Genomic DNA, 13,064 nt, shown 5'->3' on the forward strand with positions numbered 1-13,064 from the left:
CGGAGGTCTCGCAGAAGTTGCTCAGAGGTTGGTGAGGTCCACCGGGATCGCCGCCTCGCGGCCCTCGCGGAGGACGGTCGCCTCGATCAGGCCGTACGGCCGGTCGGCGGCGAGGTACACCTCGTTGTCGTTGGTCAGCCCGAAGGGCGTGAGGTCGGCCAGGAAGTGGTGCTTGTTCGGCAGGGAGAGCCGGATCTCGTCGACCTCGGCACGCTCCCCGATCACCCGCGCGCCCATCTCGTACAGGGTCTGCTGGAGCGAGTACGAGTAGGTCCCGGCGAAGGCTTCCAGCAGGTGGCGCCTTACCTCGGCGTAGGAGGCGTCCCAGTCGGGCGCGTCGCCCCCGCCGGTCCAGCCGTACCGCCAGCGGGCGTTGACCTCGGTGGCCAGTACGCGGTCGTACGCCTCGGGCAGCGTGGTGTATCCGTCCTTGGCGTAGCCCCAGAACTCGGAGTCGGTGGAGTTCAGCACCACCAGGTCCCCCAGGCCCGAGATCACCTGCCAGGACGTGCCGTCGTGGAAGACCTGGGCGTGCCGGACCTCCTGGCCCTTGCGGACGAAGGAGTGGCCGCCGTCCTCCGCGCCGATCCGGTCCCAGGCGTACTCCTCGATCCGGATGCGGGCGGTGCGGATCGCCTCCTGGGAGGTGACGAAGTGCCGGGCGAGGTGGATGCCGAACTGCTCGGCGGACTCGATGCCGTACCGCTTGGCGAACGCGAACACCGTGTTCTTGGTGGTGTCGGTCGGCAGGACATGGGCGTTGGAGCCGGAGTAGTGGACGTCGTCCATGTCGCCGCTGAGGGTGACCGAGACGTTGAGGTCCTTGATGTGGTGGGTGGCGCCGTCGCGCGTGATCCGGACGACCCGGTTCTCGGCCTTGCCGTACTGGTTCTGCGCCAGGATCGCGGGCCCGGCCGGGCGGGACGTTTCTGCCATGAAAGCTAGCTCCCTCGGTATACGGAGTAGCCGAACGGGCTGAGCAGCAGCGGGACGTGGTAGTGCTCCCCGGCTCGTACGGCGAAGGTGACGGTCACCTCCGGGAAGAACGCGTCGCCTCGCTCCCCGAGGTACGGCTCCACGGCGAAGTCGAGCCGTACCTGCGCGGTGTCCCCGGGCGGGGCCGGCAGGTCCCGGCAGCGGCCGTCGGCGTCGGTGGTCCCCTCGCCGAGCGGCCGCCAGTCGGCGCCGGAGCCGGTGCGGGCCGAGAGGCGGACGGTGACGCCCGGCGCGGGGCGGCCGAGCGAGGTGTCCAGGATGTGCGTGGACACGGAGGCGGTATCGGTCATGGTGCGGGCGTCCTTCAGGCGACGAGTCGGGCCAGGCGGATGCGGTTGATCCTGCCCAGTTCGGCGCGGGCGATCTCCCGTTCCCGCTCCGGCGTGTTGCCGAGCCGCTCCGTCAGGGCGTCGCGCATCTCCTCGCCGGTCAGGCCGGTGGCGCAGATCAGGAAGACATGGCCGAAGCGGTCCTGGTAGGCGAGGTTCAGTTCGAGCATCTCGGCGCGCAGGGCGTCGGAGGCGTCCGCCATGCCGCGCTGCTCCCGCGTGGAGGCGGGGTCGCCGGGCTTGGGGCGGCCGATCGGGGGGTGGCCCGCCATCGCCTCGGCCAGGTCGTCGGCGCCGAGTCCGGCGAGGGCCGCGTCGGCGGCGAGGTACAGGTCGTCCGGGGTGGCGTACGGGCGGGCGACCAGGAGCAGGCGGCCCCAGGCGGTGGAGGCGCACACCTCGTGCAGGGCGGCGAGCGCGGCCTCGTCCCCGAGGGCGTTGAACCGGGCCAGGCCCAGGGGGGTGGCGGGCGATGTCACGGGCGCCTCCGTGGCCGCGAGGGCCGTCGTGCCGGACGGGGTGCCGTCAGCTAACGCCTCACCGCGACGGCACGTCAACACTTTGTTGAAAATTCTGGGTTACCGGACGGGCTCAGCGGCCCTTCTCCCGGTTGAGGTAGTTGTAGATGGTGAAGCGGCTGACGCCGAGTGCCCCCGCCACGGTCTCCACGCCGTGCCGTACGGCGAAGGCGCCGCGTGCCTCCAGCGTCCGGACGATCTCCTGCTTGGCCTTGCGGTCCAGCTCGGCCAGCGGCCGCCCCTCCCGGCGCTCCAGCGCGGAGAGGATGTGGTCCAGGGACTCCGCGAGCTGCGGCAGCCGTACGGCGACGACCTCGGCGCCCTCCCAGGCCAGCACCACGTCGTCCGGGCCGGCCTCGCCCGGCGGGAGGAGTTCGCCGCCCATGGCGTCCACGAGGGGGCGCACAGCGGCGAGGAACGGTTCCTCGGCGGTCACCTACCGCCCCTCCCCGACCACGTTGACCTGGAGGGATATCCGGGTCGCCCCGGCCTCCAGGCTCCTCCGCAGCAGCGCGTCCACGGCGCTGAGCACCCCGTCCGCACCGCCCTCGGCCATGGTGCCGAACGGGCCCACGTCCACGGTGTCCAGCCCGCCGCCCTCCACGACCTCGCGGGCCGCCACCGCGTGCGCGGGCGGGACGTCCAGGTCGAAGGGTTCGGTGGTGAACTCCACTCGCAGTCTCAACTCTGCTCCCGGGTCTAGGTCGTACGACCTTAGCCCCGGTCGGCCCCGCGGGGACGCCCCCCGCGAGGCCGGGGGGGGGATCACTCGGGCAGGTCCCCCGTCGCCCAGTCGGTGTCGGGTGTAGTGGTCAGGGTGAAGTCCAGCCTCCCGCCGGCGCGTGCCTCGGCCGGGGTGAGCCAGGAGCGGGTCACCGGGTGCCCGTCACGGCGTACCGCGCCGATGTAGGCGTGGGTGTCGTCGGCCTCGGGGGCGGTGATGACGAGGTCGGCGCGGCCCGGACGGTCCACGGTCGCCTTCGGGAAGACGGGGGCGCCGAGGAGCAGGGTGGCGCTGCCGGGGGTCTGCGGGTAGATGCCGAGGGCGGAGAAGACGTACCAGGCGGACATGGTGCCGAGGTCGTCGTTGCCGGGGAGGCCGGCGGGGCCGGTGCCGTAGACGGTGTCGAGGATCTGGCGCACCGTCGCCTGGGTCTTCCACGGCTGTCCGAGCGCGTTGTAGAGCCAGGGGGCGTGGATGCCGGGCTCGTTGGTGGGGTCGTAGCGCAGGGGGTCGCCGCCGCGTACGGACCAGGAGCCGTCCGGGTTGTGGAAGAAGCCGTCGAGCCGGGTCGCGGCCGCGCTCCGGCCGCCCATCGCGTCGGCGAGCCCCTGGACGTCGTGCGGCACCATCCAGGTGTAGGTGGCGCTGGTGCCCTGGGCGAACCCGAGGTCGCTCGCGGGGTTGAACGGCGTCACCCAGGTGCCGTCGAGCTTGCGGGCCTGGACGTAGCCGGTGGCGGGGTTGAAGACGTTGCGCCAGTAGGCCGCGCGGTCGGTGTAGAGCTTCGCGTCCTCGTCCCGGCCGAGCTGTCGCGCCCACTGGGCCAGGGAGAAGTCCGCGACCGCGTCCTCCAGGGTCTCCGCCGCGCCGCCCCAGCAGTGGCAGGCGTCCTGAGGCGCGTAGTGCGAGACCAAGTACTGGGCCAGGTTGGGGCGTTGGCCCTCGCACTGGCCGGGGCAGCCCGCGTCGGAGAGGTCGTCCGGGGTGGGGACGGTGGCCTGGCGGACCAGGGAGGCGTAGGCGCCCCGGTAGTCGAAGTTCCGTACCCCCATGGCGTAGAAGGTGGCCAGGGTGGCAGCGGAGGGGTCGCCGGTCATCACGTGGGTGGCGCCGCTGAGGTGCACCCAGCGGTCCCAGACCCCGCCGTTCTGCCGGGCGAAGTTGTACAGCGACTGCGCGAAGTCGCCCGCCACCGTGGGCCGCAGCAGCGCGAGCAACTGGACCTGCGCCCGGTACTGGTCCCAGCCGGAGAAGTTGCTGTACTGCGCCCCCTGCCCGCGCGCCAGCCGGTGCACCGCCTGGTCCATGCCCCAGTAGCGCCCGTCGGTGTCGCTGATCAGGTTGGGCTGCATCAGGGAGTGATAGAGCGCCGTGTAGAACGCGGTACGCCGGGCCGGGCTCCCGCCCTCGGCGCGTACGGTGCTCAGCTCGCGGTCCCAGTCCCGCGCCCCGGCGGCGGCCACGTCGGCCACGCTCGCCCGCGCCGGGATCTCGTGGCGGAGGTTGGCCTCGGCGCCCGCGAGACTGACGTAGGAGATGCCGAGCCGCATGTGGACATCGTTGTCAGACGCCGTGTCGAAGCCGACCCAGCCGCCGGAGCCGCGTCCGGCGCGGTCCGCGCCCGTGGCGTAGCCCTCGCCGCCGGAGGCCGTGGTGGAGCCGGGTGACAGGGTGCCGTCGTGCCAGGTGCCGGTGGTGGCGAAGGCGCGGTCGAAGGTGGCGCTGAAGTGCAGCCGGTAGTAGCTCTTGCGGTTGTTGGTCCCGCCGTTGGCGCGGCGGCCGCAGAACGCGCCGGTCAGCACCCAGCCGGTCACCTTGCGGTGGGCGGCGTCGATGTCGATGTGCGCGTCCTCGCTGCCGTTGAGCGAGTTGGAGACGCGGAACAGGAGGCTCGCCGGCCTCCCCGCGGGGAAGGTGAAGTCGCCGACCCCGGCCCGCTTGCTCACCGCGAGGTCGGCGGAGGCGCCGGAGGCGAGGCCGAGGGTGTAGCGGCCGGGTACGGCCTTCTCGTCGGCGTGGGAGAAGTCCGCCGCGTAGACGGCGTCCTTGGTGTCGGCGGACGGGGAGGACGTGATGTCACCGGTGAACGGCATGATCGGGACGTCCCCGGCCGCACCGGGGTGGCAGCCGGCGCCGTTGACATGGGTGAGGCTGAGGCCGCGTATCCGGGTGGTGTTGTAGGCGTACCCGTTGGCCGCGCCGGTGCTGGTCTGGTCCCCGGCGGTGCTGGTGGGCGACCAGGCGATCATGCCCTGGGGCAGGGTGGCGCCGGGGAAGGTGTTGCCGCCGTTCGCGGAGCCGATCAGCGGGTCCACCAGCGACGACAGCCGCTCCGGCCCGCTCGCCGCGACGGCCGGGAAGGGGGCCGCCACGGCGAGCGCGGTGGTGACGGCCGTGACGGCCGTTCTGGTGCCGAGCCGTCTCGCGGCGCGTAGGAGGGCGTGGCGCATGCGTCGGGTCTGCCTTCCGTGGGAAGTATGGGGCGCCGCGAGGCTAGAAGCCCGGCCGGTGCGCGGGGAAGAGGGCGGGGGCGGTGACCGGTGAAACCTGGGCGAATTCTCGGCCCTCCCGCCGAGTAGCGGCGCGGTGCGATCCGCAGGACGCTGAACCCATGGCCGATCCGACGCACCATCCGCACATCGTGGTCCACCCCCCGGCGCTCGACGGCTCCCGCCGGGTCACCGAGGGCGAGGTCACCCTCGGCCTCGCCTCCCACCTGGACGACGTGATCGAGATCCTCCGCCTGGCCGACCTCGACCGCATCGAGGTCGAGGAGAGCGACCTGATCGACTGGCTGGGCGGTGGCCCGGACGACTGGCCGGGGCTGTCGGAGCACGAGCTGTGAGGTACCGGGCGACAGGAGCCGTGAGGCGCAAGGCTCCGGGGGGGGCCAACCTCAAATCAACCTCTGAAGACCGCCCGAAAGGCTTCAACCTCCGTCGAATGAGGGCAGATTGAGAGTGCGAGGTCCCGCCGGGACGGGGGTGGCGGGTCTCGCGGACGGGGGACTTGTGGGGCGCGGTCTCGGCCGGAAGGCCACGGGGGCGACCGCGCCCCGCAAGCAGGTCAGGAGCCGTGCGCGCGGCGCAGCTCGACCTTGCGGACCTTGCCGGACACCGTCATCGGGAAGGCGTCGAGGAGCTGGAGCCGGCTCGGGATCTTGTAGTGGGCCAGCCGGTCCCGGCAGAAGGCGCGCAGTTCGTCCAGCGTGAGCGGGTCGGCCGGGTCGAGCGGGATGACACAGGCGAGGACCTCCTCGCCGTACCGCTCGTGCGGTACGCCGACCACCTGCACGTCCCGGATCTTGGGGTGGGCGTAGAGGAACTCCTCGATCTCGCGCGGGTAGATGTTCTCCCCACCCCGGATGATCATGTCCTTGATGCGGCCGACGATCTCCACATAGCCGTCCTCACGCATCACGGCGAGGTCGCCGGTGTGCATCCAGCGGCCGGTGTCGATGGCCTCGGCGCTCTTCTCCGGCTCCTCCCAGTAGCCGAGCATGACGCTGTAGCCACGGGTGCACAGCTCGCCGGCCTCACCGCGCGGCACTGTGATACCGGTGGCCGGGTCGACCACCTTGACCTCCAGATGCGGCAGAACGCGGCCGACGGTGCCGGTGCGGTGCTCCAGGTCGTCGTCCACACGGGTCTGCAGGGAGACCGGGGAGGTCTCGGTCATGCCGTAGCAGATGGACACCTCGGCCATGTGCATCTCGGCGACCACCCGCTTCATCACCTCCACCGGGCAGGGCGAGCCCGCCATGATGCCGGTGCGCAGGGTGGAGAGGTCGTACTCCGCGAACTCGGGGAGGTTCAGCTCGGCGATGAACATCGTGGGCACCCCGTACAGCGAGGTGCACCGCTCCCGCTGGACCGCCTCCAGGGTGGCCCGGGGCTCGAAGGACGGGGCCGGGATGACGATGCAGGCGCCGTGGGAAGTGGCCGCGAGGTTGCCCATCACCATGCCGAAACAGTGGTAGAAGGGCACGGGTACGCAGATGCGGTCCTGCTCGGTGTAGGCGACCAACTCTCCTACGAAGAAACCGTTGTTGAGGATGTTGTGGTGGGAGAGGGTGGCGCCCTTCGGGAAGCCGGTGGTGCCTGAGGTGTACTGGATGTTGATCGGGTCGTCGCAGGACAACTCGGCTTCGCGGGCGCGCAGTTGTTGCGCGGAGACCTCGCTGCCGAGTGCGGTGAACTCCTCCCAGCTCGGGTCCCCGAAGTACACCTTCCGCGTCAACTGAGGCAGCTTCGGGCGGACTTCGTCCACCATCGCCCGGTAGTCGCTCCCCTTGTGCTCGGTGGAGGCGAACAGCAGGGAAACACCGGCCTGCCGGAGGACGTACTCCACCTCGTGGGTGCGGTACGCCGGGTTGACGTTGACCATGATCGCGCCGACCTGCGCGGTGGCGTACTGGACGAGCACCCACTCCGCCCGGTTGACCGCCCAGACGCCCACCCGGTCACCCTTGGCCACCCCGGAGGCGAGCAGCGCGCGGGCCAGCCGCTCGATGTCGGCGGCGAACTCGGCGTAGGTCCAGCGGCGCCCGGCGGGCACGTCGACCAGGGCCTCCCGGTCCGGCCAAGTGGCCGCAGTGCGAGCGAGGTTGGCGCCGATGGTGTCGCCGAGCAGGGCGGTGTCTCCGGTGCCGTGGGTGTAGGAGAGGGTCACCGGAAGTCCTCCTCGCGGTACTCGTCCGCCGAGCCCGCGGCCGTGGCCTCGCGCAGTTCGATGCGGCGGATCTTGCCGGACACGGTCTTGGGCAGCGGCCCGAACTCCAGCCTGCGCAGCCGCTTGTAGGGCGCGAGCACCTCACGGGAGTGCTCGAAGAGCGCCTTCGCGGTGCCGGGTCCGGGCTCCCAGCCCTCGGCGAGCACCACGTACGCCTTCGGTACCGCGAGCCGGAGGTCGTCGGGGGCGGGGACGACGGCCGCCTCGGCAACGGCCTCATGCTCCAGCAGGGCGCTCTCCAGCTCGAAGGGGCTGATCTTGTAGTCGCTGGCCTTAAATACATCATCACTTCGCCCCGTATAGAAGACATATCCGTCTTCGTCGCGGGAACCGATGTCGCCGGTGCGGTAGTAGCCCTCGGCCATCGCCTCGGCGGTGCGCTCGGGGTCGCCGTGGTAGCCGGTCATCAGGCCGACTGGCCGCACGGAGAGGTCGAGCGCGATCTCGCCCTCGGTGGCGCCGGGCGCTCCGGTGACCGGGTCGAGGAGTTCGACGCGGTAGCCGGGGCTGGGGCGGCCCATGGAGCCGGAACGCAGTTCCTGGCCGGGGCTGTTGGAGATCTGCACGGCCGTCTCGGTCTGCCCGAACCCGTCCCGTACGGTGACGCCCCAGGCCCGCCGGACCTGTTCGACCACCTCGGGGTTGAGCGGTTCCCCGGCGGCGACGGCCTCGCGGGGCGGGGTGGCGAGCTGGGTCAGGTCGGCCTGGATCAGCATCCGCCACACGGTGGGCGGCGCGCAGAACGTGGTGACCCGGGCCCGGTCCATCTCGGCCATCAGCCGGCCGGCGTCGAAGCGGGAGTAGTTGACGACGAAGACGGTCGCCTCGGCGTTCCAGGGCGCGAACAGGTTGGACCAGGCGTGCTTGGCCCAGCCGGGCGAGGAGATGTTGAGGTGCACGTCGCCCGGCTTCAGCCCGATCCAGTACAGGGTGGCGAGATGGCCGACCGGGTACGAGGTGTGGGTGTGCTCGACCAGCTTGGGGCGGGCGGTCGTCCCGGAGGTGAAGTACAGCATCAGCGGGTCGTCGGCGAGGGTCGGCCCGTCGGGCAGGAACCCGGCGGGGACCGCGTAGGCGTCCTCGTACGGCTCCCACGCCTCCTCGGGCAGGCCGCCGACCGAGATCCGGGTGTAGGTGCCGGGGACCTCGGCGAACTTGGCGGTGTCCTCGGCGCGCGCGATGACGTGCGCGACCTCGCCGCGGTCGACCCGGTCGCGCAGGTCGGCGGGGCCGAGCAGCGGGGTGGCCGGGATGACCACGGCACGCAGCTTCATCGCGGCGAGCATGGTCTCCCACAGCTCGGCCTGGTTGCCGAGCATGACGAGGACCCGGTCCCCGGCGCCGACGCCCAGCGCCTTGAGGTGGTTGGCCACCCGGTCGGAGCGGTCGGACAGCTCGGCGAAGGAGAGCCGGGTCTCGGTGCCGTCCTCCTCCACGATGTGCAGGGCGGTGCGGTCGTTGCCCTCCGCGATCACGTCGAACCAGTCCAGCGCCCAGTTGAAGTGCTCCAACTCGGGCCAGCGGAAGCCGTCGTGGGCGGCCTGGTAGTCCTCCCGGTGCTCCAGCAGGAAATCGCGGGCGCTGCGGAACAGCTCCGTCGGGGTCGTCATCCGTGTCCTCCTCGCTGCCGCGGTCGTCCACCGCCGGTGCACTCCCGCGTCCCGGACCATTGCCGGGCGGCTCTCCCCCATCGTCTAATCCGTGATGCGGGTCTCACCACCCCCGAACGGGGGTGGCGGCACGAAGGAGCGAGAAGGTGGCAGCAGATGCCGTGGCGACGGCGGAGATTCGGGGTGCGCTGGCCGGGCTGCGGCGCGCGACGGGACTGCCGGTCGCGTTCGGCGGAGCGGTCGGCCCCGGCGCGGCGCAGATCCGGATCAGCGAACTGAGCGGCACCGCGACCGGCGCCCTGCGCTCGCTGGTGGTGACCTCGGGCACCGGGCTCGGCGGCCGGGCGGTCGCGCTGGGCCGGGCCTGTGCGGTGCCGGACTACTCCAGTTCCCGCCGGATCAGCCACGAGTACGACGCCCCGGTGGCCGCCGAGGGCCTGCGCTCCGTCCTCGCGGTACCGCTGGTGGTACGGCACCGGGTGCGCGGGGTGCTCTACGGCGCGCTGCGCACCGCCCAGCCGTTGGGCGACCGGGCGCTCGGCGGTGCGGTGGCGGCGGCGCGGGAGGTCGAGCGGGCGCTCGCGGTACGGGACGAGGCGCGGGGTCTGCTGGCCGCGCTCCGGCCCGCCGTACCGGAGCCGGGGGCGGGCCAGGAGCACGTACGGGAGGCGCACGCGGCGCTGCGGGCGCTGGCCCCGCGCATCGCGGACCCGGAGCTGCGGGCCGAACTGCTGGCGGCCTGCGACCTGCTGACCGCACCGGCCCCGCAAGGGTCCCCGGCGCTGGCCCCGCGCGAGCTGGACGTGCTGACCTGGGTGGCGACCGGCGCCACCAACGCGGCCGTCGCCGACCGGCTGGGCCTGCGCCCGGAGACGGTGAAGGGCTATCTGCGCGCGGCGATGCGCAAACTGGGCGCGCACACCCGGGGGGAGGCGGTGACGGCGGCACGCCGGGCCGGGGTCCTCCCCTAGGGGCCGGAACCGGACACTCCGGTCCCCCGGCAACCGCCGGCGAAACATGCCATTCACATAGGCCCGCTTTGAATTGCGCGATGCTTGACGGGCTGTTATTTCCCTCACCACGACTTCTCGCCGAATTCCGGGCTCCGTTGCCTAGAATTTGGCCCGGACACGACACACGAGGGGAGCGGGCGAACCGTGCGACGGGACTTCCAGGAGCCTGCCCGATGCCGCCCCGACCTGCTCATCGGCCGCGAGGAACTGTTCGCCGACGCGAAGGAACAGCTCGGCTCGGGCGGCAGTGTGCTGGTGCACGGCCCGGCCGGAATAGGGAAATCGACCTTCCTGCGGGCATTGGCCGAGGAATACGGCGCCACGGCGCACACCGTGTTGCGCTGCTCGGCCACCGAGTCCGAATCGCATCTGCCCTTCCTCGCCCTGGCCGACCTCCTCGGGCTGGTCCTGGACGAGATCGCGCCGCACCTCCCCTCCGCCCAGTTGACCGCGCTGGAGTCGGCGCTCACCGGCCGGGGCGAGTCCAGCCTCCAGCGCGACGGCCTCGCCCTGCGCCTGGCGGTGCTCTCGGCGCTGCGCGCCCTCGCCGCGCGCGGCCCGGTCCTGCTGGTCGCCGACGACCTCCAGTGGCTCGACCCGGCCAGCGCCGAACTGCTCGGCTTCGCCGCCCGCCGCCTGGACGGCACCCCGGTGCAACTGCTGTGCGCGGTCCGCACCGAGGGCCCGGAGAGCCAGGAGTACGACCGTCACTTGCGCGCCTGTCCCCCGGACACCGCCGCCGTCCGGCTGGGCCCCCTCAACCGCACCCAGGTGGCCCGGCTGCTGGACCACCGGGGCCACGGCGCGCTCCCCCGCTCCACGGTGCGCGAGATCCACCGCACCAGCGGCGGCAACCCGCTGTTCGCGCTGGAGCTGAGCCGGGCGCTGGCCGACAGCCCGACCCCGCCTAGGCCCGGCGAGCCGCTGCCGGTGCCGACCTCGCTGCGCGCCCTGGTGCTCAGCCGGCTGGACATGCTCTCGGTGGAGGCCCGCCGCACCCTGCTGGTGGCCAGCGCGGGCGCCCGTCCCACCCCGGCCCTGCTGCACGCGGCCGGCCGGGAGAACGCCGAGGCGGAGTGCGCCCAGGCCGCCGAACTCGGCCTGCTCGCCACCGAACCGGAGGCCCCGGCCGTACGGTTCGCGCACCCCCTGATCTCCGCCGCCCTCTACGCCGAGGCACCCGCCCCCGAGCGGCGGGCCGCGCACGCGGCGCTGTCCACCGCCGCCTCCGACCCGATCGAGCGCGCCCGGCACCTGGCGCTGGCCACCACCGGCACCGACCCGGAGGTGGCGGCGAGGCTCGCCGGGGCCGCGACCCTCGCCCGCGACCGGGGCGCACCCTCCGTCGCCGCCCAGCTCGGCCTGCTGGCCGCGCGCCGCACGCCGGCCGACGGCGTGCCCGGCGCCGAGGAGCGGCGGCTGACCGCCGCGGAGGACGCGATCACGGCCGGCGAAGTCGACCTCGCCCGGGACATCGCGCGCGAGGTGCTGAGCCGTACCGCCGTGCCCGCCGAGCGGGTGCGGGCCTGGATCGTGGTCATCGACACCGCCGGGCACACCATGGCCGAGGTCGACGCCGTCTTCCCGCAGGCGCTCGCCGACGCCGGGCAGGACCCCCGGCTGCTGGCCCTGGTCAACTACCAGCTCGCCTGGCGCGCGCTGATCGTGCAGGGCGACTTCACCGAGGCCCGTACCGCCGCCGCGCACGCGGCCGCGCTGGCCGAGCACGGCGGGGACCGGCGCACCGAGCTGCTGGCGCTGGCCTTCCAGGCGCAGACGGAGACGCTGATGGGTCATCCGGAGGCACCGCGCACCATCAAGCGGGCGCTGCGTGAGCCGCAGGACGCGTCGGTGGCGTGCCATCACAACGGGGCGGGCAGCGCGCGGTTCCGCTGGCTGGTCATGGGCGACCGGCTGGCCGAGGCGCGCGGCACGGTGACCGCGCTGCTGGGCGAGGTGCGGCGGCGGGGCTCGGTGGAGAGCGAGGTGCACTTCCTGCGCGGGCTCGCGGAGACCGAGCTGCACGCCGGGAACTGCGGACGCGCCCTGGAGCTGGCCCGCGAGGCGCTCCGGCTGGCGCGGGACTCGGGGATCGGGGAGACCGCCTCCGCCATGCTGACCTCGCTGGCCGAGGCGTCCGGCGGGGACGTGGGCCGGGCCCTGTCGCTGGCCCGCGAGGCGGTGGCGCACGCCGAGCAGGACGGCGACCAGATGTACCTCTCGCGTGCGCTCGCGGCCCTCGGGTACGCCCAACTGGTGGCCGGGGACGCGGCGGGCACGGTGCGCGCGCTGCGCCGGGTACGCCGTCTGGAGCAGGACCTCGGCATCACCGATCCGGCGCGCGGACGCTGGCAGGGGGATCTGGCGGAGGCGCTGGTCCGCATCGGTGAACCCGCCGAGGCGCAGGACCTCATCGACACCAGCCGGGAGCACGCCGAGCGCCTCGGCCGGGCGAGCGTGCTCGCGGTGCTGGACCGGGCGGAGGCCCTGGTGCGGGCGGCCCGCGGCGACCAGGAGGGCGCGCTGACCCGGCTGACGTCCGCTCAGGACCGGCTCACCGAGCTGGGCTACGGTCTGGAGGCGGCCCGCGCCGCGTTCTCCCTGGCCCAGCTCCGCGCCCGCTCCCCGGAGGGGGCCCGCCGCCGGGGTACGGCGTACGACGAGGCGACCCGGCTGTTCCGGCGCTGCCGGGCGCTGCCGTGGCTGGGCCAGGTGGACGAGGCCCGCAGCGCGCCGGAGCCCGCGCCGCCGGTGCCGGTGCCGGACGCCCCGGAGGCACTGGACGCGCTGGCGGGGCTGGCCGCGATGGAGCGTCAGGTGGCCGCGCTGGTGATGGAGGGGGCCACCAACCGGGAGATAGCCGCACGGCTGTTCGTGAGCGTGAAGACGGTGGAGGCGACCCTGACCCGGGTCTACCGGAAGCTGGGCATCCGCTCACGGGTGGACATCGTCCGATTGGCCGCAGGTCGCCGCGCGAAGTGACGGCGCCCCCGGTTAACTGAGCCGGACCGAGGGTTTTCCCTCCCCCGACCCCCTAGGGGGTTCCCTCATTGGGAGGCGGGAGTTCCGGGTCCTAGCGTGAGGGGCGTGCCGCTCGCCGGGCACACGGGTTCGGAATCCCGCCCCTCTCCGCTCCACCGGAG

Annotated in this window: 11 protein-coding genes; 3 read left to right on the forward strand and 8 right to left on the reverse strand. The window is 73.1% G+C overall.

Annotation, left to right across the window (positions count from 1 at the left end; genetic code table 11):
- Positions 1-21: 21 nt before the first annotated feature.
- The 6 genes from pucL to E5083_RS15225 all read right to left on the reverse strand — a co-directional run bounded on the left by pucL (position 22) and on the right by E5083_RS15225 (position 5,017).
- Positions 22-936 (reverse strand): factor-independent urate hydroxylase, encoded by a 915-nt coding sequence (gene pucL, locus E5083_RS15200; RefSeq protein ID WP_135786222.1) that lies wholly within the window; start codon positions 934-936, stop codon positions 22-24.
- Positions 937-941: 5 nt separating this feature from the next.
- Positions 942-1,286, reverse strand: a complete 345-nt coding sequence (uraH, locus tag E5083_RS15205; RefSeq protein ID WP_135786223.1) for a hydroxyisourate hydrolase — start codon at positions 1,284-1,286, stop codon at positions 942-944.
- Between the two features lie 14 nt (positions 1,287-1,300).
- Positions 1,301-1,804 (reverse strand): 2-oxo-4-hydroxy-4-carboxy-5-ureidoimidazoline decarboxylase, encoded by a 504-nt coding sequence (gene uraD, locus E5083_RS15210; RefSeq protein WP_135786224.1) that lies wholly within the window; start codon positions 1,802-1,804, stop codon positions 1,301-1,303.
- A 112-nt stretch (positions 1,805-1,916) separates the two neighbouring features.
- Positions 1,917-2,228: a helix-turn-helix domain-containing protein gene (locus E5083_RS15215; RefSeq protein WP_167513559.1), complete on the reverse strand. Its 312-nt coding sequence runs from the start codon at positions 2,226-2,228 to the stop codon at positions 1,917-1,919.
- 51 nt (positions 2,229-2,279) lie between these two features.
- On the reverse strand, positions 2,280-2,528 hold the full coding sequence (locus tag E5083_RS15220; protein WP_135786226.1) for a hypothetical protein: 249 nt from the start codon (positions 2,526-2,528) through the stop codon (positions 2,280-2,282).
- An 80-nt stretch (positions 2,529-2,608) separates the two neighbouring features.
- The gene (locus E5083_RS15225; RefSeq protein WP_135786227.1) at positions 2,609-5,017 is read right to left on the reverse strand and encodes a GH92 family glycosyl hydrolase; all 2,409 of its coding nucleotides are present in this window, start codon (positions 5,015-5,017) and stop codon (positions 2,609-2,611) included.
- A gap of 161 nt (positions 5,018-5,178) precedes the next feature.
- Here E5083_RS15225 and E5083_RS15230 point away from each other — a divergent pair, with 161 nt between their 5' ends.
- Complete coding sequence (locus E5083_RS15230) at positions 5,179-5,412, forward strand: hypothetical protein (RefSeq protein ID WP_135786228.1); 234 nt, start codon at positions 5,179-5,181, stop codon at positions 5,410-5,412.
- A 221-nt stretch (positions 5,413-5,633) separates the two neighbouring features.
- Here the strand turns inward: E5083_RS15230 and E5083_RS15235 are convergent, their stop codons facing one another.
- Together E5083_RS15235 and E5083_RS15240 are read right to left on the reverse strand one after the other, a co-directional pair.
- Entirely contained in the window at positions 5,634-7,238 is a 1,605-nt protein-coding gene (locus tag E5083_RS15235; RefSeq protein ID WP_135786229.1) for an AMP-binding protein, read from the reverse strand.
- Positions 7,235-8,908 carry an AMP-binding protein gene (locus tag E5083_RS15240; RefSeq protein ID WP_135786230.1) on the reverse strand — a complete coding sequence of 558 codons (1,674 nt, stop codon included), beginning with the start codon at positions 8,906-8,908 and terminating at the stop codon, positions 7,235-7,237. The genes E5083_RS15235 and E5083_RS15240 overlap by 4 nt, the downstream gene beginning before the upstream one ends.
- 146 nt (positions 8,909-9,054) lie before the next feature.
- On the opposite strand from E5083_RS15240, the gene E5083_RS15245 reads away from it, so the two are divergent.
- On the forward strand, positions 9,055-9,879 hold the full coding sequence (locus E5083_RS15245; protein ID WP_135786231.1) for a LuxR C-terminal-related transcriptional regulator: 825 nt from the start codon (positions 9,055-9,057) through the stop codon (positions 9,877-9,879).
- A 186-nt stretch (positions 9,880-10,065) separates the two neighbouring features.
- Positions 10,066-12,903 (forward strand): ATP-binding protein, encoded by a 2,838-nt coding sequence (locus tag E5083_RS15250; RefSeq protein WP_208754055.1) that lies wholly within the window; start codon positions 10,066-10,068, stop codon positions 12,901-12,903.
- Positions 12,904-13,064 lie beyond the last annotated feature (161 nt).

The sequence above is a fragment of the Streptomyces bauhiniae genome (assembly GCF_004784475.1).
Taxonomy (GTDB): domain Bacteria; phylum Actinomycetota; class Actinomycetes; order Streptomycetales; family Streptomycetaceae; genus Streptomyces; species Streptomyces seoulensis.

What these genes read in the sequence shown, in the direction of transcription:
- E5083_RS15225 (WP_135786227.1), bottom strand. Translation starts at nt 5,017, where the DNA reads ATGCGCCACGCCCTCCTACGCGCCGCGAGACGGCTCGGCACCAGAACG.
- E5083_RS15230 (WP_135786228.1), top strand. Translation starts at nt 5,179, where the DNA reads ATGGCCGATCCGACGCACCATCCGCACATCGTGGTCCACCCCCCGGCG.
- pucL (WP_135786222.1), bottom strand. Translation starts at nt 936, where the DNA reads ATGGCAGAAACGTCCCGCCCGGCCGGGCCCGCGATCCTGGCGCAGAAC.
- E5083_RS15215 (WP_167513559.1), bottom strand. Translation starts at nt 2,228, where the DNA reads ATGGGCGGCGAACTCCTCCCGCCGGGCGAGGCCGGCCCGGACGACGTG.
- E5083_RS15240 (WP_135786230.1), bottom strand. Translation starts at nt 8,908, where the DNA reads ATGACGACCCCGACGGAGCTGTTCCGCAGCGCCCGCGATTTCCTGCTG.
- uraH (WP_135786223.1), bottom strand. Translation starts at nt 1,286, where the DNA reads ATGACCGATACCGCCTCCGTGTCCACGCACATCCTGGACACCTCGCTC.